The organism is Spiroplasma endosymbiont of Polydrusus pterygomalis (assembly GCF_964030635.1).
Taxonomy (GTDB): domain Bacteria; phylum Bacillota_I; class Bacilli_A; order Mycoplasmatales; family Mycoplasmataceae; genus Spiroplasma.
Genome location: NZ_OZ034909.1, coordinates 123391 through 141124, shown reverse-complemented (window position 1 = coordinate 141124; position 17734 = coordinate 123391). Strand labels below are relative to the sequence as shown.

The following is a 17734-nucleotide window of genomic DNA, read 5'->3' as shown; positions in this document are numbered from 1 at the left end:
TTTAATTCTCCTTTATTTCTGTTCTACCTTGCAAGGTATTTTGATTATTACCAGTTTCATCATATTCTAGTAATTTATTATTATGTTCGATTTCTTTGGCTTGCATTTTATTTTGTCATGCTTCTACTTTCTCAAAATATTTTGTTGCTTCTAATTCATCAATATTGTCATATTCAGTTATAGCTCTTATTGGTTCCATTGTGCCATTATCTAATCTAGCAGTAATTAATTCATTTTGTCGCATTTGGTCAACTAAACTAGCACTAATAAAATCAAAACCATAAGGTCGTTCACCAATACCATCTCATAAACCATAATATTTTAAAACAGTATCAAACATCTTAGTATAATATTGCTTACGATATGCTTGTAAATATGCTTGTTTTTCTAAGTCTTTTGTTTTAGTTAATAATGACTGTGTTTTATTCTGGTCATTATCTGATTTATCACCAAAAGGACTAGAAAAATGACATGCTAAATATACTTGCTCAATAATTGATTTTTGATCTTCGGTATATGTTTCTAATGTTGGTGCACCTTGTACTACTTGTAAAGATTGTGATGATGTCCCATCTGCTGCCGTTTGACCTGATTGAATGAAAATATCATCAAATACATCTTGTAATGCTTTTTTATTTCCCATATTGTAAGCATTCATTAAACCATCATCTAATACCCCATATCAGTGCGTACGATTAGCTCATCGTTCTTTTGATTTAATATTAAAACTATCTTCTAAATCAAATTGTAATTTATAACAATTTGCCATCGTAGGTCATGGATTTAATGTAGTTGAAGTTGATAAGAACAACGGATTAGGTTCATTAATCATTTCTCAAAAAGGTACTATACCTAATTTATTTTTAAATTCTTGAACTAAAATAGGTCTAACATCATCTTTAATTTGTGTTTTACTTTGTCCAACAACTACCTCATTATTTTTTGGTCAACCTTTAATAACTATTTTATCTTTGGTACAAATTAAATTTAAAATAAAACCACTGTCTGATTGATGATAATTTAATCAAATGTCGGCCCCTTGTTCAATTTCATTTATTTTACTTACACGTGATGTAAAGTTAAAAGGATTAATTCATAAATCAATATTACCATCACTAGTTTCTAATAAACCAAAAATAGTTTTACCCATTAAACTTGCTGTTAATTCGTTTTTATCTAACTTTTCTTTTATTTTATAATTTTCATATCATCAATTTAATTTTTCTAAAATGTCTTTACGATGAGACTTAAATAAAATATCTTTACCATTTATTAATCGCATTTGATGACGAGCAATAATATTTGCTAAATTAATTGTTCAATCATAATTATAAAATTTTAAAACACTATTAATATCACTTAAGTTTGGTAAACTAGGGAAAGTATTATTCATGGTTATTTTGCTCCTTTAATTTTAAGATAAGTGCATAATTAATAATATTTACTGTTAATAAATTTGGCTCATTTGCTAAAACTTGAACACATACTTTAACTTTTTGATATTTTTTAATATATTCGTTATATAAATTTAATTTACATATTGCGATATTATCTTTTTTTAATTCTTGACAAAGTCTTTTTTTAACTTGTCCACAAACAGACATATAAGGTCTTTTTGCATTTATTACACGTTCATCATGGATTACATAAATATCTTTTTTCATTAAGTTATTCACTCCCTTTGTTGTCATAATTTATAATCTGCTGAATTATTATGTTTAACCATTGGTATTAATTCAAAATGTAAAGCATAAAAATCACTATCAAATGTATCATCATATAAGTCTAACATTCGTTCTTCTCTGGCATCTGGTTTATCTTCTCATTGAATTAATTCATATTGGGTTTTACTGACAGGACATTTTTCTCATAATCATTTTAATTGGTTTGTATTTATTAACATTGTAAATGCTTCAATCCGATGTCTTATTTTAAATTTCTGTTTTTGTGCTGGTTTAAATGTCATATATTGCCCAAAAGTATAATTATATTTTTCTCTATTTAAACTTTGTAATGTTGAATATGCACTATCATCAACATTTATTGATATACCTTGTTGTATTAAATTAAAATATTGATTTAATTGATTGTTATAAAACTCTAAAATATCTTTTACTTGTTCTAATTCTGTTTTAAATTGCTGTGTAGCATTTGAATGCGTATACTCAGAAGCTTTATAAGCTTTTTTATCAAATGAATTATATAGTCAAAAACTAGCTGATGTTGTATGTCCCTTAGGACTGGTCGCGTTAGCAATATCAACACCACCTAATAATTTCGTTGGTTGAATAATATCTGTTGCTTGCATAATATCAATATATCTTGCAAAAATTGAACCACTAGTATTACCGGGCAATCCTCAACTCCATACTCTTGCTCTTTCAATATCTAATTGTTCTAATCTTAATTGTTCATTAACTTTATCTTGTGGTAATTTATAATTAAGTCTTCAACTAGAATAATGAATAATAATTTTCATATTTCATTTTTCAATATATTTAATTTGTTCATATTTACTACGCATTATTTCTTCATTAAAAGATAATAATTCATTACAATAACCAACAATATATCTTTTTAAACTTTCAGGATTACACGTATTAATTGTTATTTTATTTTGATAACCACGAATAGCAAACTCTAAATCACTTAAATCTTTTTGTTGAAATTGGTCACATTCTTCTCTTCAATCAATTACTAATTTATACTTATTCAAATCAGCAAAGGCTTTTAATTTTTCTTTTCGACTTGGTGAATGTAAACCTTTACAATATATTTTGCTACCATTTGATAAAGTAAAAGTAAAATTTGATAAATTAATACTATAAGGAATATTATTTTCATCTAACATATTTCATATATTTTGAAATACACTATCTTTTAAATCTTTACTCCAATACATACTAGCAATTATACAAATTGGTTCTTTAATTAATAAACTAATTTTTAATAATTCACCAAACATTTTAATATTTGATATAGTCTTACCGCTATATCGTGTTCCAATTTGATTAATTTCATTAACTAATTCATATTTCTTAACAAATGGATATTTATTACCAATATTACTATTTTGTAATAACCAATAAGGCGTTTCTAATAAATAAGTAAAATGATTAAGCATTATTTTCAGTTTCTTTTTTAATATCTCTAATATCCGTTTGTAAATTAACAATTATTGGTTGTTGATTATTTAAGTTTAATTCTTTTTCAAGTTCTTTTTCTTGCAGTGAATATTTATAATTAAATGCACGCTGTCAATATAACCTAGTACCTTCTGGCGTTTTAACCATTTGTTTAATAAGCTCACTTTCTATTTTATCAACTTGTTTTTCAAGTAAAGGAACTATCTTCTCGCTCGCGTAACTATCATATCTTCACTTGCGAGAAAGATTTAATTTATTGGTTAAATCATTCAAAGTATAGGGGATATTAGGTGATTTATCACGTCAAAACTGCTCTATTTTACGATAAAATGTTCGTAAACTTGCTGTTTTTGGATTAAATTCTTTCATTTTTACTCCTTTTTGCATACTAAAATTGCTATTATTTAATGAATATGATTAAATAAAAGAGTAATTAATAACTATAAAATGTAACAAAGAACCATCGCGGTTCTTTTTTATTATTTATATTTTACATCAAAATAAAAAAAAGTAAAGTAATTTACTTTTTATTTTAGTATACAAGCATAAAGAGATACAAATTCGATACTTGTTACATTATAATAATATATCTTTAAAATTATTTGTCAATACCTTTTTTTAAAAATTCGTGTATAAATGAATTTAAACAAAAGAAATGGATGTACAAATATATGCAAGATTATACACATGTAAAATTTGACGAACGAAGATTTATTAAGGATTTATTGTTATCTGATAGTTGCAAAAAGAAAAATGGAACGATTAATTTATCTGAAATATCAAGGCAAACGGGAAGAGATATTAATACTGTTAAAAGAGAAATTAATAGATTTAAAAATATAGAAGATTATGATGTTGGTAAAGCACATAATGATTATTTAAAAAAACGAAAAAAATCTATTAAAAAGCCCCCCAAATTCACAGAAGAACAAAAAGAATGACTAAATTTACGATTTAATATTCTTCATAATTCACCAGCACAAATTATTCATCGATATTTTATAAAGTTTGGTGTTAAATTTCCTGCTTGTGTTAAAACTTTTTATAAATGAATTGACTTAAAATTATTCGGTTTAAATAAACAAAATTTACGCCATCATGGTAAAAAATATAAGAAAAAGGGGGAATATGATAATCGTGGTAAATTAAATAATTTTAAATCAATATTAGATATTGAAAATAAGCAATCTAATGTTGGCTGATTTGAAATGGATACCGTAGTTGGAAAAGACCATCAATCTAGTTGTTTAGTTTTAGTAGAACAATCAAGTAAAAATTACTTTGTAATGAAATTAAAAAATCATACCGCTAATGAGGTTTTAACAAAATTTAAAGATATGATTGTAAGTAATAATTTAATGGGTAAAATGAAAGGAATAATAACAGACCGTGGGAAAGAATTTAGTAAATGAAGAGAAATGGAAATATTTGCTGAAACACAAGTTTATTTTTGTGACCCTGCTTCACCACAACAAAAACCATTAATTGAATATATGAATGGTGAATTTAGACATTGATTTAAAAAAGGAACTGATTTTAATAATGTTAGTCAACAAAAAATAGATTGAGTAGTTGATGTTATAAATGATAAACTTCGACCGTGTTTAAACTGAGTAAGTGCAAAAGAAATATTTTTACAAAATATTAAGTAAATTTTTATTAATTAAATTTAATAAATTATTTTTTAGTGTGTCAAAATATGTTCAAAATAATAACAATTTATAAATAATTTATTTTTTTTAAAAAATAGTTGCATTTATTTTAAATAATGTTATTATCAATTTAACAAGAGATACAAATTTGGAGCTTGTATCTACACAATGCCAAATCATACAAAAGATAAGAAACAAAAGCGATTTTATCAAAAAATAGAAAATTCAAAAATTATCTTTGATTGAGAAACTGGTTATTTTAAAATTTTATTTTATGAAACAACTTAATTGCACAGTTTTAGATAACTGAGAATTTTAATTAAAAAATGCCACCACTTCAATATGAAATGAAAGCATTTTTTAATTAAAATTCTCAGTTATCTAAAACTGTGCACACCTCCTTTAAAGTTTAGCAAAGACTTTTTTTCTTTACTTACTTTTTGAGGTGCAGTCTAAACTGATAAAATTCTTACTTATAACCCAATTGATTAAAATTATTAATCAATTGGGTTTTTTAATATTGTTTTGTCAGGGAAAAGGAGTCCCTTTTGTACTTAATAATAGTTCATTAATTCCTCACATTATTAAGGTTCCTCCAATAATAATCAATAAACTATATAAAGTCTTATGATTACTACTAAAAGCAAAGAAACTATACATAATATAACCAATTGAACCAATTAATAAGAACAAGGAAAACCCAGCATAATAATACATTTTTGTTACTTCCACCCGTTTCGTATAGCGATTAACACAAACAGCAATAATTAAACTAATATAACAAAGAAATGCCGTAAAACTAACTGCATTAGAAGAAAGGTCTAACAAGTACATTGGATCACCAATAAGTCCCAAGCTAAGTCCCATCAATAATAAGTTAAAACTAATCGTAATCCCCATTTGAATCAAACCAATCTGTTGATAACTTAATTCCTTTTTACCAATATAAATTAGATTTTCTTCTTGGACTGTATGGCCTAACGAAGGAGCTACAAAAGTTAATCCATTAATACTCATTAATGCTGTCAACATAATAAATCACATTAAGATTTTAGCAACGGATCCTTCAATAACATTTTTAAATAAGGTAAAAACAATACCATCATTTGTTCCTAAGAACAATGAAATAACTTCTAAAATATAAAAGATAGTAATAAATAATATTGCTGTAAATAATGCTTTTGGCACAACGTTTTTATTAGAAACTTCTTTTTGTAATCCAGCAGCATAAATGAACCCATCAAATGAAAATAACACCGGTAATAACCCCATAAAGAAATTACCAAATTTTAAGTCTTTATAAGTATCAAAGACATTGCCATTAATTGGCGCAATAAATCCCACAACTAAACTAACTAATAGTGGAATAAACTTAATAAAAGTTCCAATTGTTTGAACTCATTTCCCAACATTTCGTAAGAAAATATTTAATAAGAAAAACAAAATTAAAATAACAAGACCAACACTAATGGCAATTATGTTTTGTGTTCCTTTACTAATACTTTCAATTGCTAATGCATCAAACATCGCATTAATACTAAAAATTGGGAAAAGGCCTAATAAAATTGGAAAATAAAAAAAGATATAAAGCAACGATATTAAACTGCCAACTTTGCGGCCAATTAAAACATTCGCCCACGATGCAAGAGTGCCATGACCACTTTTTGTTTTGACAGATGTGACCTTCAATAAAAACCATAATCATTGCCATTCCTAAATTCCCAACTAAGACTCATAACCCGATTGCTAAATAAGGATTTTGGGTAAAATATAAAACATGGCCTTCTGAAGTATCATTTTTCAAATAAATTCCAATTCCGATTGTAATTCCAATGGCAGTTGAAAAAACAGTCAGAAATTCAAAAAATTTAACATGCTTTTTAGTTTTTCCCATTAATTTTTTCCTCCATTTTTAATAAACTATTAATAACCTATTTTTAGTAAAAAAATAATTAAATAAATTATAGCATATTTTATTTTATATTTTCATAATATTCCCTTTAATTTTGTAGAAAAATCTTGATATTTATAAAATATATCTAAAATTAGGTATATTTTTAATATAAAGATAGGCAAATAATTGATGGAAAAAATACTTGCAGAATTAATAAATAGTTTAACAGATGATCAATTTTTAGAATTTTATGAAAAAGTTAAAAAAGAAGCAGAATTAATCAAAAAACAAAAACGCTTAAATGAAATTGATCAAAAATTTAGTGATAAAGGTATTAAATGCCCTAATTGCAAATCTTATCATTGTGTTAAAAATGGCCATAATCCCGAAGGAAAACAGCAAAAAATGTCGGGCTAGTTTTGATGCTTTTCGTCATCATTTTACTTATTGAAGTCATTTAAATTATGAACAATGAAATTTGAATTAATAAATTTCATTGTTAGGACAATCTAGTAAAGTAATTTCCCGTTTTATTAAAACAACACCCAAAACAGCTTGATATAATCGTCAAAAATTAATGCCATCAAAACAATTATAAAATACTCAATTAAAATTTAAAAAATTAAATGGCCAAATACAAATCGATGAAACATTTATTAAAGAAATCCATAAAGGTAATTTTAAAGATAAATTTGATAAACGAAAAACTCATCTCGATCCATTTTCCACTAACACTAAATGTTGTATTCAAATGGCAGTTGATACTAATAATAATATTTTTGTTCAATCCACTAATACCAAACGATTACAAAAACAGTGAATTATTAAAAATATGAATACAAAATTAATTAACAAAAATTCCATTATTATTTCTGATATGCAACCATTATATTTATTAGTAGCAAAACAAACAAATTCTACTTTATATGCCACTAAAACTAGGACAAATCCTGATGCCAGTTATCGAAAATTAAATAAAATTAGTAAATTACAAGCAAGTCTTAAAGAAGCCTTGGTTCATTATCATGGTTTAGGTTTTACTAACATTCAAAATTATTTAAATCTCTGAAAATGAAAATACCAACACAAAGGTTTAACACCAAACCAACAAGCAACGGTATTATATTTTAACATCTAAAAAAGTTAAAGAACAATAATAATCTTCCATCAAATTCGTTTTCAAATTGTCATATTGATTATTTTTTTTATTTTATCAAGAGTTTTCGACAAAATTAAAACGGAGAAATAAGACTTATTTTAAAAAATATGTTACAATATTATAAGAACTATTATGATAATTACTTAATTATTAGGAGAAAAAGGAGGACAATAAAAATGCCTTGATGAGGAGGACTTATTATCGGGATTGGTGCTTTAGTTATTGGCGGGGTTTTAGGATTTTTAATTACTAAAAAGATTGTTCAAAAACAATTACGTGATAATCCCCCAATTACTGAAAAACAAATTCGGGCAATGTATATGCAAATGGGGAGAAAACCTTCGGAAACAGATATTAAAAAAGTTATGAACTCAATGAAACGAGCAAAATAGGTTATTGCCAATAATACAACACATCTTAGTTCATTTGTAATGACTAACATGTTTTTTTATTTTGTCAAAATTACCTTCAACGATAATTTAACTAAAGTTTGCAAAAAATTTACAAATAGCTCATTTAGTACCAAAAAAAGGAAAACAAATTGCAAAGCATTAAGAAAAAAATAAAATCAGAATAGGCATATTAAAATATATTATGTTGATTTAAAATGTTAGGATTAGACCTCGTTTTTTAATTCTAACAAGATGATAATTAGCAAGGAGGGATGAAACTGTGCATTAAGATATTATCAATGATTTTATTTTTAAATTCATTACCCCGATAACGTAATTTAATTTAATGGTCTTGTAATTGAATAAAAGACTTTTTGTCCTAGTTGGGCTGTTTTGTTTGTCCCGGCACTATAGCCAATTATTTCACGATTAAACAAGTCAATTAATAAACAAATATAATGTCATTTAGTACCAACTTGAACATATGTTAAATCACTAACAACAACTTCATTTAGTTGTTTATTATTAAATTCACGGTTTAAAATGTTACTAATTTCGTCGTTATTAACCATTGACTTATGATTACGATATTTTAATTTGGTGTATTTAGATACTAACTGATTTTTAATCATAATTTGGCGAATTTTTCTTCGCGATAAGATAATATCTTTTCTGGTTAAAATAGCTTTAATTTTACGAGCTCCATAAATTTTGCGACTAGCATTAAATGCACTGATAACTTCTTGTTCATAATTATTAACATCAACCGTAGCGTATTTATTAATTTGATAGTAATATGTTGATTTTGCTATCTTTAATATTTGACCCATTTTTCGCACGAAATATTTTTCTTTATTATTGTTAATAATTTCTATTTTTTGCCGATTATCAGTGCCGTTTGCTTTAAAATGTCGTTTTCCATTCGTAATTGGATTAATTCTTTCTGCAAGGCAATCAAGTTAATTTTCTTCAACAGTGCGGTTATCTTTTGCTTTAAAAGATCCAGAATTATTTAATTTTTCAATTCACTGATATACGGCTGATTTTGACATCCCATATTCCTTAAAAATTTCAAGAATGGTTTTACCATTTTGATAAAGTAAAACAATTTGTTTTTTAAATTCATCGGTGTATTAATTAGACTGCACCCTGTTTAGTAAGTATTAATAAAAAGGTTTACAAACTTTCATTTATTATATCTTTTTCTTTTTGGTTTGAATATCATTTATTTCATTTTTTAACATCATTAATATATTCATTATGAGATTTATAATTTTTATTATGGATTGTTCCTTTTTTAAGTAATGAATGAAAACTTTCAATAATAATGTTGTCTGCACAATGATAATTTTTACCCATTGAAATTATAATTTTGTTATCTAAACATTTACTATTATAATCTTTAGATGTATATTGATATCCGTGATCTGAATGAATTATTGTTTTATTTAGATCTTTTTTTATTTTTTTAATTTTATTAATTGCAGCATTTAAATTATCAATTACAAGTTTGTTATTATTAAATTTTGATCATTTTACATCAATAATTTCTTTAGTATATCCATCAAGTATTGTTGATTGATAATGTTTTTTACCATTTCAAATTAAATAAGTTACATCAGTAAATAAAATTGAAAATCTTTCTTTAATATCATTAAAATTACGATTTACTAAATCAGGATATTTAATTATATTTTTATTTCTATTTTGTTTTATTAATATTTTTCTACGCATACGCTTTACATATTCAGCTTGAATATTATTTTCTTTCATAATTCGTAATACTTTCTTAGCATTATAAACAATGCCATAATCTTCTTTTAAATATTTGGTAATTCGACGATAACCAAATTGTTTTAAATTTTCTTCATAGACTTTTACAATATTTTTTAATGATTCGCTATCCTTACCATTACTTGAATAATTTTTATATTTATCTCAATAACTACGCTTTAAATCTGTTACATCAAGTAATAAATTTAGTGGATATTTATTAATGTTTTCTTTGATAAAAAATACAATTTTTCTTTTATTTAATTGTAAAGTCATGAAGCTTTTTTAGTAATTCATACCTAACTTTGTAATAGTTTAAATCTCTTTTTTCAAATGATTCTTTTGGACCTTTATTGGTGTTTAAAATCCCTTTCTTAAAATTTTCATACCATGAAGCAACAGTTTTTTTATTAATTGCATATTTTTTTGCAATAAAACTTATACTATTATTTTTAACCTCTTGTCCTATCCTTTTTCGAAAATCTGCTGTATATTTATTAAATTTTTGTCCTTTTCTTGCCATATAAAAATGCACCTCCTTTAAAAGTTTAGCAAAGACTTTTTTCTTTACTTACTTTTTTGGGTGCAGTCTAAATTTCTTCCCATTTTTATATTCCTACTTTCTTCATAATTATATTTTATTTGAAAGTCCACATAAATATGGTCCAACTTATTGTAACCTATCCAACTTGCTGGGTAAAAAACATTAATAAATAAATATTTTAATGATAAAACAATTATTAGACTTCTTGCGATACCTTATTATTTATGCTTAAAAAGCAATTAAAATTTTTAAAAATTCTTATTTTAAAGTTTAATTTAATTTTTTTTATTTGTAATTTTTTTATTTTTGTTAGTATCGCAAGAAGTCTATTGTGTTATTTCTCTTTTTTTAAATTTGGATTTTAACACAATATTTTTATTTGTTTAACTGTCCCATTTAATTTTACAATTCATGAAATAAAAAGAATATCTTTCAATAAATTCTTAACCATAGTTTATGTTTTATGGCTTAATTTTATCTGCGATATTCAATCTACTTAATTTTTATTTTTGTGATTTACTTTTACAACTTTTTTATTGCGTAAATCATCTTGATGTTCATTAAAATATGGATCTGGTTCATCAACCAATTTTATATGATATTTTTTTCAAAAATAAACTAAAATTGGAATAATAATTACAGCTGAAATTAAATCATTTAAACCAATAAAGACATAATAGAAAATTGGATTACCAGTGGACTGGCTAACCCCATAATACCCAATTCCAATTAATGGTAAAATAACTAAAATTGAGCGTAAACTACTAGTAAAGGTTGCTAAAAACGAACGATTAATTCCTTGGAACAAAATTAGCGAAATATATGTTAATGAACAAAACGGATAAGTCATAAAGTTTAAAACAAGTCATCAACGATATTTAGTTGCCGTTTCTTCTGGTAAAGCAAATAATATCATCATATCTTTCCCAAAAATAATAAAGACAACTAACATTAACGAAAATCAAATAATAATTAATAAACTAACGCGTTTTAAAATTTCTCAAATCCGGGCATTCTTTTTCGCCCCATAATTATAAGCAATAATACTGCGGGCCCCTTGCGTTACACCAACTCCCGCTGATAATACTAATGTCATTCATGGCACAATTGAAGAATAAAGTTCTTGTAACACGGCAACTCCATTGTGCTCGCCTTGATTTGGCAACTGAACAATAAGGGATGTTGCAACATATGAAGTAACAACTAAAGCAGCATTATTAATGAAATTTGGTAACCCTGCTTTGGCAAAATTCGCAATATTTTTCCCTTCAATATGAAATAAATCACTTCAATAAAATTTTAAATAACTATTCTTTGTTTTAAAAACAATAATAAATCCTCAAATTACTTGCACTGTTCACGAAAAAACAGTTCCTAACATTGCTCCTGACATTCCAAGATGACAAACTCGCATAAAGAAAATTGCAGCAGCAGCATTAATTAATAATGAACTTAAAATCATAATTATTACTCATTTCATTCGTCCTTCATTACGAATTAATGAAATAAAATAATAACTTAAAAACAAAATTGGCGCCGCTGCTAACATTGGAAATGAATATTCCCAACATAAACTTTCGGTAATTGGATTATAATGTTTACCCATTTGTGAAGTAATAAAAATATCATTTCATCCTGGAAAAACAATACAAAAAATAAAAAATGCTACTAACATTGAAAAAAGAAATGTTACGGAAGAGCCATTCCCAGCAATTCGACGCATCGCTGGAATATCACGTTGCCCATAAGAAATTGAAAAGTTCATTGCACAACCCATTCCAATCATAATACTAAATGATCATTGTAAATTATATGTTTGTGAAGCGTATTGGGTCGCAACATTAATAAATGAACGCATGTCCGCTAATGGTATTTCTGTAACGTTAATATTTTTTAAACGATTATATGCATCAATATAAAACTGATCGTGAATTAAATCCGGTGCCGCAAATGATAAAGCTAAACTTTTATCAACAATATTATATAACCCTTGTATAACCATTATAAAAACTGTGGGAATACAAAAGTACGCTATTGTTTTTCAAGGTTTTTCAAATCGTAATTTTTTTTCACGAATCGTTAAAACTTCTGACAATTTAATTTCCCCCCTATAAAAAAAATAAAAAACCTTACAATGTAAAGTAATTTTTAAAAATACATTAATAATCCTCATTTATAATTATAGCTCAAAAAAATATTTTACGTAGGTTTTCTTCTTTAATTTTGTCGAAAAATCTTGATATTTATAAAATATACCTAAAATTAGGTATATTTTATAAATATCAAGATTTTTCGACAAAATTAAAGAATATTTCAAGCATTTTCAATTATTGTCGTAATCATTTGATCAGAAAGATGATTAATTGGTTTTGTTACTCGTTGTAATAAACAAATAAATTCAATGTTTTTCTTCTTATTTCCTAAAATTGGGGAATAATCACAATTAATAACACTAAAACCATTATCAAGGGCTAAATGAAAGATTTTCTTAATAACATCATAATGAACTGTTTTTTGATTAATTTTCCCTTTATTAACCATTTCTTTGATACTCTCAAACTGGGGTTTAATTAAAAAAAAAGCATAATGGTTTAATAACAAAATATCTTTTAACGGGGGAATAATTTTATCTAATGAAATAAATGAAACATCACAACAAACAAATTCAATTTGATCAGGATCAAATAATTCTTTCGTAACATACCGAAAATTGGTTTTTTCTAATGAAACTACTTGCGGATTACTTCTTAATTTTCAAGCTAATTGATTTGTTCCAACATCAACCGCATATAATTTTTTAGCATGATTTTGTAATAAACAATCAGTAAAGCCACCCGTTGATGCGCCAATATCAAGACAAATAAGATTATTAACTGTTAAGTTAAAGGCGGTTAAACCTTTTGCTAACTTTTCCCCCGCGCGAGAAACATATTTTAATGGCTCACCGCGTAAGGTAATAATACTATCGTGTTTGACTAATTCACCTGCTTTTAAAGCAGGAACATTATCTACTAACACATTATTAGCTAAAATCATCGCCTTCGCTTTTTCCCGGGAAGGGGCTAAATTATTATTAACCATTAATTGATCTAATCGCATTTTCATTCAAATTTATTCCCCTTTTCATTTACTTTTATTAAAAGCACGTTGGTTTTGATAATGTATATTGTAAACCAAATGCAACACTTTATGAAAAATAAAGTGTTGCATTTGGTTTTTGTTAAAAAACATAAATTTATTTGCATTATTTATCGGATAGTATCTTTAAATTTAGAACTTTTATTGGCGTCCTGTGCTATGAACCGGCAAAAAACAATTCTTGTGAGATTAGACATCTTGCGATACCGGCTTTTCTTATTAATTATATTTTATAGAAATATTCTTAATAAGAAAAGCCGGTATCGCAAGATGTCTAATGAATAATAATTTTCATATTTCATTTTTCAATATATTTAATTTTTTCATATTTACTACGCATTATTTCTTCATTAAAAGATAATAATTCATTACAATAACCAACAATATATCTTTTTAAACTTTCAGGATTACACGTATTAATTGTTATTTTATTTTGATAACCACGAATAGCAAACTCTAAATCACTTAAATCTTTTTGTTGAAATTGGTCACATTCTTCTCTTCAATCAATTACTAATTTATACTTATTCAAATCAGCAAATGCTTTTAATTTTTCTTTTCGACTTGGTGAATGTAAACCTTTACAATATATTTTACTACCATTTGATAAATTAATAGTATAAGGAATATTATTTTCATCTAACATATTTCATATATTTTGAAATACACTATCTGGATTGGCAACCCTTTTTAGGACACTTTTTATATGGACTGTTGTTTTATAAATTCAACAGGTGTTAAATAATTTAAACTACCGTGAATTCGAATATTGTTATATCAATCCACAAAGTCAAATAATTTGTATTTTAATTGGGTTAAATTTATAAATTTTTGCCCCTTGATAAATTCCGTTTTAAAACTTTTGTAAGTTGTTGTTTCAGCCACAGCATTATCAGAAGGACAGCCTTTATTGCTTAATGATCGTTTGATGTTAAAAGTATTTAAGATATTATCAATGATTTTATTTTTAAATTCATTACCCCGGTCAGTATGAAATAACGTAATTTGATTTAATGGTCTTGTAATTGAATAAAAGGCTTTTTGTTCTAGTTGGGCTGTTTTGTTTGTCCCGGCACTATAGCCAATTATTTAACGATTAAACAAGTCAATTAATAAACAAATATAATGTCATTTAGCACCAACTTGAACATATGTTAAATCACTAAACATAGACTGCACCCCGTTTAGTAAGTATTAATAAAAAGGTTTACAAACTTTCATTTATTATATCTTTTTCTTTTTGGTTTGAATATCATTTATTTCATTTTTTAACATCATTAATATATTCATTATGAGATTTATAATTTTTATTATGGATTGTTCCTTTTTTAAGTAATGAATGAAAACTTTCAATAATAATGTTGTCTGCACAATGATAATTTTTACCCATTGAAATTATAATTTTGTTATCTAAACATTTACTATTATAATCTTTAGATGTATATTGATATCCGTGATCTGAATGAATTATTGTTTTATTTAGATCTTTTTTTATTTTTTTAATTTTATTAATTGCAGCATTTAAATTATCAATTACAAGTTTGTTATTATTAAATTTTGATCATTTTACATCAATAATTTCTTTAGTATATCCATCAATTATTGTTGATTGATAATGTTTTTTACCATTTCAAATTAAATAAGTTACATCAGTAAATAAAATTGAAAATCTTTCTTTAATATCATTAAAATTACGATTTACTAAATCAGGATATTTAATTATATTTTTATTTCTATTTTGTTTTATTAATATTTTTCTACGCATACGCTTTACATATTCAGCTTGAATATTATTTTCTTTCATAATTCGTAATACTTTCTTAGCATTATAAACAATGCCATAATCTTCTTTTAAATATTTGGTAATTCGACGATAACCAAATTGTTTTAAATTTTCTTCATAGACTTTTACAATATTTTTTAATGGTTCACTATCCTTACCATTACTTGAATAATTTTTATATTTATCTCAATAACTACGCTTTAAATCTGTTATATCAAGTAATAAATTTAGTGGATATTTATTAAGGTTTTCTTTGATAAAAAATACAATTTTTCTTTTATTTAATTGTAAAAGTCATGAAGCTTTTTTAATAATTCATACCTAACTTTGTAATAGTTTAAATCTCTTTTTTTAAATGATTCTTTTGGACCTTTATTGGTGTTTAAAATCCCTTTCTTAAAATTTTCATACCATGAAGCAACAGTTTTTTTATTAATTGCATATTTTTTTGCAATAAAACTTATACTATTATTTTTAACCTCTTGTCCTATCATTTTTCGAAAATCTGCTGTATATTTATTAAATTTTTGTCCTTTTCTTGCCATATAAAAATGCACCTCCTTTAAAGTTTAGCAAAGACTTTTTTTCTTTACTTACTTTTTTGGGTGCAGTCTACAGTATCATTATCTAAAACTTGTTGAATAGTATCCATATTAATTGGATATGCTCATACTTGTTTATTAATAAGTAAACCATTTACATTAGTAAAATTATAACCTTTATCTCGGTTAACTTGTCCTTTTGTATATGTTTTTTCTAAATGAAAACTTTTCGATACAGGAATACCCATTGCGGTATTTTCATATAATTCACCATTAACCATTGCTTTTAATTGAGCTTGTGAACCAATTACTTTTAAATAAGCAGGTGTTAATCCTAAATAGGATCTTCGTCCTAAAACCATAAACATTTTATCGATTGGTAAACCAAAATATAAATTACTAATTTGATTTGTTAATTAAATCAAAGTTTCATTTAATGTAAAGAATGCTTTATTTGCATCATCAGCATTATCTGCTGTATAACTACGAAATTGAATTACTTCATATTGACCATATGCTAAACAATAATCATAAATCTCGTGAATTAATTCACATTCTAAATTAACAAATTTATTATGTACAACACTAGCAATAGCATCAGCAATAACACCATTTTTAATATTTTGTTCTATCATTGCTAAATCAAATGCTTCATTCATTAATTTTAAATTAAATCTTTTATTAATAGGCACCGGAATTCTTGTTAATCCCATAGTTTGAGTTGCCCCACCATTTGGTAATGCATAATCATCTTGTCATACCACACGATGAGTTAAATTATATAACGCTTGTCCTGCATTAGGTAATCAAGCAACTTGTTCAGCAGTTGCAGTTGCATATTGCATAATACTTGCATGCTCATTCATTAATGGTCCTCTTAGCATAGAGTTAACCATATCAACATAGGCTTTTTGACCTGTTGTATTACCTTGTAATGTAAAATGTACTTGCGGCAAATTAATTGTTGCCATAATATTCACTCCCTTATTATCTAAGGTTTTTAAGTGTATAATCAGTTAATTTCTTAATTTCTTCTGGAGTATATGCTCCTTTTTCTTTAATAGTTTCAATTTCATCATTTTTATTTTCAACCGAATTTTCAATCATATCTTTAATTAAATTAGCTGGTGAAACTGATGGTTGTTCTTGTATAAACAAATCAGGTTTTAATTCTTTTAAAGTTTGCATTTTTTCAAATAAAGAACTACCACTAACTTTTTCTAAATTAGTTTTAATATCTTCAATTTTAGTAGATGGAACATCTTTAAAGGCTTTTAATTCATCTAATTCATTAGATAATTTAATAAAGTCTTCTTTTGATATAACATCTTCGCGTTTTTGCACACTTTCTCTAATTTGCTTTGCTTCATTATTAAACTGATTTAAGATATTTTCTGCAATTTCTTCACTTAAACCTTGTTCGATTAATTGTTCTTTTATAAGTGCCATTTTATAAACTCCTCTTTTTTTATCCTTGTCCGATTAACAAGTCAGCATAACTCTTTTTTACGGAAAAAGATTAAACCTATAATTTAATTATATACTAATATTTTATTAAATACAATACTTTATGTAAATAATATAAAATACTAAATTTAATATCTTTGATTGCTAATTTACCCCTTAAAACGTGTAATAAAAGTTATTTTAAAAGATAAAAGTTTTAAAATAATTACCAATTTTGCTTGTATATATATATATATATATATAC

Annotated in this window: 21 protein-coding genes and 1 pseudogene; 4 read left to right on the top strand and 18 right to left on the bottom strand. The window is 25.3% G+C overall.

The window, feature by feature from the left end; translation table 4 throughout:
- Nucleotide 1: 1 nt before the first annotated feature.
- From ACQH23_RS00885 to ACQH23_RS00870, 4 genes are read right to left on the bottom strand one after another with little or no spacing between them, the layout of a single operon-like run.
- The gene (locus ACQH23_RS00885; RefSeq protein WP_425377952.1) at nucleotides 2-1393 is read right to left on the bottom strand and encodes a hypothetical protein; all 1392 of its coding nucleotides are present in this window, start codon (nucleotides 1391-1393) and stop codon (nucleotides 2-4) included.
- Nucleotides 1386-1664 carry a hypothetical protein gene (locus ACQH23_RS00880; protein ID WP_253301740.1) on the bottom strand — a complete coding sequence of 93 codons (279 nt, stop codon included), beginning with the start codon at nucleotides 1662-1664 and terminating at the stop codon, nucleotides 1386-1388. Before ACQH23_RS00880 ends, ACQH23_RS00885 begins: the two co-directional genes overlap by 8 nt.
- A complete protein-coding gene (locus ACQH23_RS00875) occupies nucleotides 1664-3124 on the bottom strand; it encodes a PBSX family phage terminase large subunit (protein ID WP_425377683.1) in 1461 nt (486 codons plus the stop codon). Before ACQH23_RS00875 ends, ACQH23_RS00880 begins: the two co-directional genes overlap by 1 nt.
- The gene (locus tag ACQH23_RS00870) at nucleotides 3117-3515 is read right to left on the bottom strand and encodes a hypothetical protein (protein WP_425377651.1); all 399 of its coding nucleotides are present in this window, start codon (nucleotides 3513-3515) and stop codon (nucleotides 3117-3119) included. The genes ACQH23_RS00875 and ACQH23_RS00870 overlap by 8 nt, the downstream gene beginning before the upstream one ends.
- Nucleotides 3516-3817: 302 nt before the next feature.
- Between ACQH23_RS00870 and ACQH23_RS00865 the strand changes: the two genes are divergently transcribed.
- On the top strand, nucleotides 3818-4798 hold the full coding sequence (locus tag ACQH23_RS00865; protein ID WP_425377684.1) for an IS30 family transposase: 981 nt from the start codon (nucleotides 3818-3820) through the stop codon (nucleotides 4796-4798).
- Nucleotides 4799-5227: 429 nt separating this feature from the next.
- Here the strand turns inward: ACQH23_RS00865 and ACQH23_RS00860 are convergent, their stop codons facing one another.
- Both ACQH23_RS00860 and ACQH23_RS00855 read right to left on the bottom strand, forming a co-directional pair.
- Nucleotides 5228-6421, bottom strand: a complete 1194-nt coding sequence (locus tag ACQH23_RS00860) for an amino acid permease (RefSeq protein ID WP_425379275.1) — start codon at nucleotides 6419-6421, stop codon at nucleotides 5228-5230.
- The gene (locus ACQH23_RS00855) at nucleotides 6336-6692 is read right to left on the bottom strand and encodes a hypothetical protein (protein WP_425379354.1); all 357 of its coding nucleotides are present in this window, start codon (nucleotides 6690-6692) and stop codon (nucleotides 6336-6338) included. The genes ACQH23_RS00860 and ACQH23_RS00855 overlap by 86 nt, the downstream gene beginning before the upstream one ends.
- Nucleotides 6693-6881: 189 nt before the next feature.
- Here ACQH23_RS00855 and ACQH23_RS00850 point away from each other — a divergent pair, with 189 nt between their 5' ends.
- The 3 genes from ACQH23_RS00850 to ACQH23_RS00840 all read left to right on the top strand — a co-directional run bounded on the left by ACQH23_RS00850 (nucleotide 6882) and on the right by ACQH23_RS00840 (nucleotide 8243).
- Nucleotides 6882-7109, top strand: a complete 228-nt coding sequence (locus ACQH23_RS00850) for a hypothetical protein (protein WP_425378577.1) — start codon at nucleotides 6882-6884, stop codon at nucleotides 7107-7109.
- 190 nt (nucleotides 7110-7299) lie between these two features.
- Nucleotides 7300-7830, top strand: a complete 531-nt coding sequence (locus ACQH23_RS00845) for a transposase (RefSeq protein ID WP_425379274.1) — start codon at nucleotides 7300-7302, stop codon at nucleotides 7828-7830.
- A 197-nt stretch (nucleotides 7831-8027) separates the two neighbouring features.
- Nucleotides 8028-8243, top strand: coding sequence for a YneF family protein (locus ACQH23_RS00840; protein WP_425378576.1), 216 nt, complete (start codon nucleotides 8028-8030; stop codon nucleotides 8241-8243).
- A gap of 338 nt (nucleotides 8244-8581) precedes the next feature.
- Here the strand turns inward: ACQH23_RS00840 and ACQH23_RS00835 are convergent, their stop codons facing one another.
- The 12 genes and pseudogenes from ACQH23_RS00835 to ACQH23_RS00780 form a co-directional block, all read right to left on the bottom strand.
- Entirely contained in the window at nucleotides 8582-9073 is a 492-nt protein-coding gene (locus ACQH23_RS00835) for an IS3 family transposase (protein ID WP_425378575.1), read from the bottom strand.
- Nucleotides 9074-9419: 346 nt separating this feature from the next.
- Nucleotides 9420-10292 carry an IS3 family transposase gene (locus tag ACQH23_RS00830; RefSeq protein WP_425378574.1) on the bottom strand — a complete coding sequence of 291 codons (873 nt, stop codon included), beginning with the start codon at nucleotides 10290-10292 and terminating at the stop codon, nucleotides 9420-9422.
- A complete protein-coding gene (locus tag ACQH23_RS00825; protein WP_425378573.1) occupies nucleotides 10273-10539 on the bottom strand; it encodes a hypothetical protein in 267 nt (88 codons plus the stop codon). Before ACQH23_RS00825 ends, ACQH23_RS00830 begins: the two co-directional genes overlap by 20 nt.
- A 517-nt stretch (nucleotides 10540-11056) precedes the next feature.
- Nucleotides 11057-12655 carry an MATE family efflux transporter gene (locus ACQH23_RS00820; protein ID WP_425378572.1) on the bottom strand — a complete coding sequence of 533 codons (1599 nt, stop codon included), beginning with the start codon at nucleotides 12653-12655 and terminating at the stop codon, nucleotides 11057-11059.
- Between the two features lie 206 nt (nucleotides 12656-12861).
- Complete coding sequence (locus tag ACQH23_RS00815) at nucleotides 12862-13665, bottom strand: TlyA family RNA methyltransferase (RefSeq protein ID WP_425378571.1); 804 nt, start codon at nucleotides 13663-13665, stop codon at nucleotides 12862-12864.
- A gap of 307 nt (nucleotides 13666-13972) precedes the next feature.
- Complete coding sequence (locus ACQH23_RS00810; RefSeq protein WP_425378570.1) at nucleotides 13973-14344, bottom strand: phage terminase large subunit; 372 nt, start codon at nucleotides 14342-14344, stop codon at nucleotides 13973-13975.
- Nucleotides 14345-14400: 56 nt separating this feature from the next.
- Nucleotides 14401-14862: pseudogene (locus ACQH23_RS00805) on the bottom strand (IS3 family transposase); the annotation flags it as partial.
- Between the two features lie 43 nt (nucleotides 14863-14905).
- Nucleotides 14906-15502, bottom strand: a complete 597-nt coding sequence (locus ACQH23_RS00800) for a DDE-type integrase/transposase/recombinase (RefSeq protein ID WP_425377606.1) — start codon at nucleotides 15500-15502, stop codon at nucleotides 14906-14908.
- 260 nt (nucleotides 15503-15762) lie between these two features.
- Nucleotides 15763-16026 carry a transposase family protein gene (locus ACQH23_RS00795; protein ID WP_425378569.1) on the bottom strand — a complete coding sequence of 88 codons (264 nt, stop codon included), beginning with the start codon at nucleotides 16024-16026 and terminating at the stop codon, nucleotides 15763-15765.
- A gap of 44 nt (nucleotides 16027-16070) precedes the next feature.
- Nucleotides 16071-16391: a hypothetical protein gene (locus ACQH23_RS00790; RefSeq protein WP_425378568.1), complete on the bottom strand. Its 321-nt coding sequence runs from the start codon at nucleotides 16389-16391 to the stop codon at nucleotides 16071-16073.
- Nucleotides 16392-16439: 48 nt separating this feature from the next.
- Nucleotides 16440-16994, bottom strand: coding sequence for a hypothetical protein (locus tag ACQH23_RS00785; protein WP_425378567.1), 555 nt, complete (start codon nucleotides 16992-16994; stop codon nucleotides 16440-16442).
- A 16-nt stretch (nucleotides 16995-17010) separates the two neighbouring features.
- Nucleotides 17011-17472 carry a hypothetical protein gene (locus ACQH23_RS00780; protein WP_425378566.1) on the bottom strand — a complete coding sequence of 154 codons (462 nt, stop codon included), beginning with the start codon at nucleotides 17470-17472 and terminating at the stop codon, nucleotides 17011-17013.
- Between the last annotated feature and the right edge of the window lie 262 nt (nucleotides 17473-17734).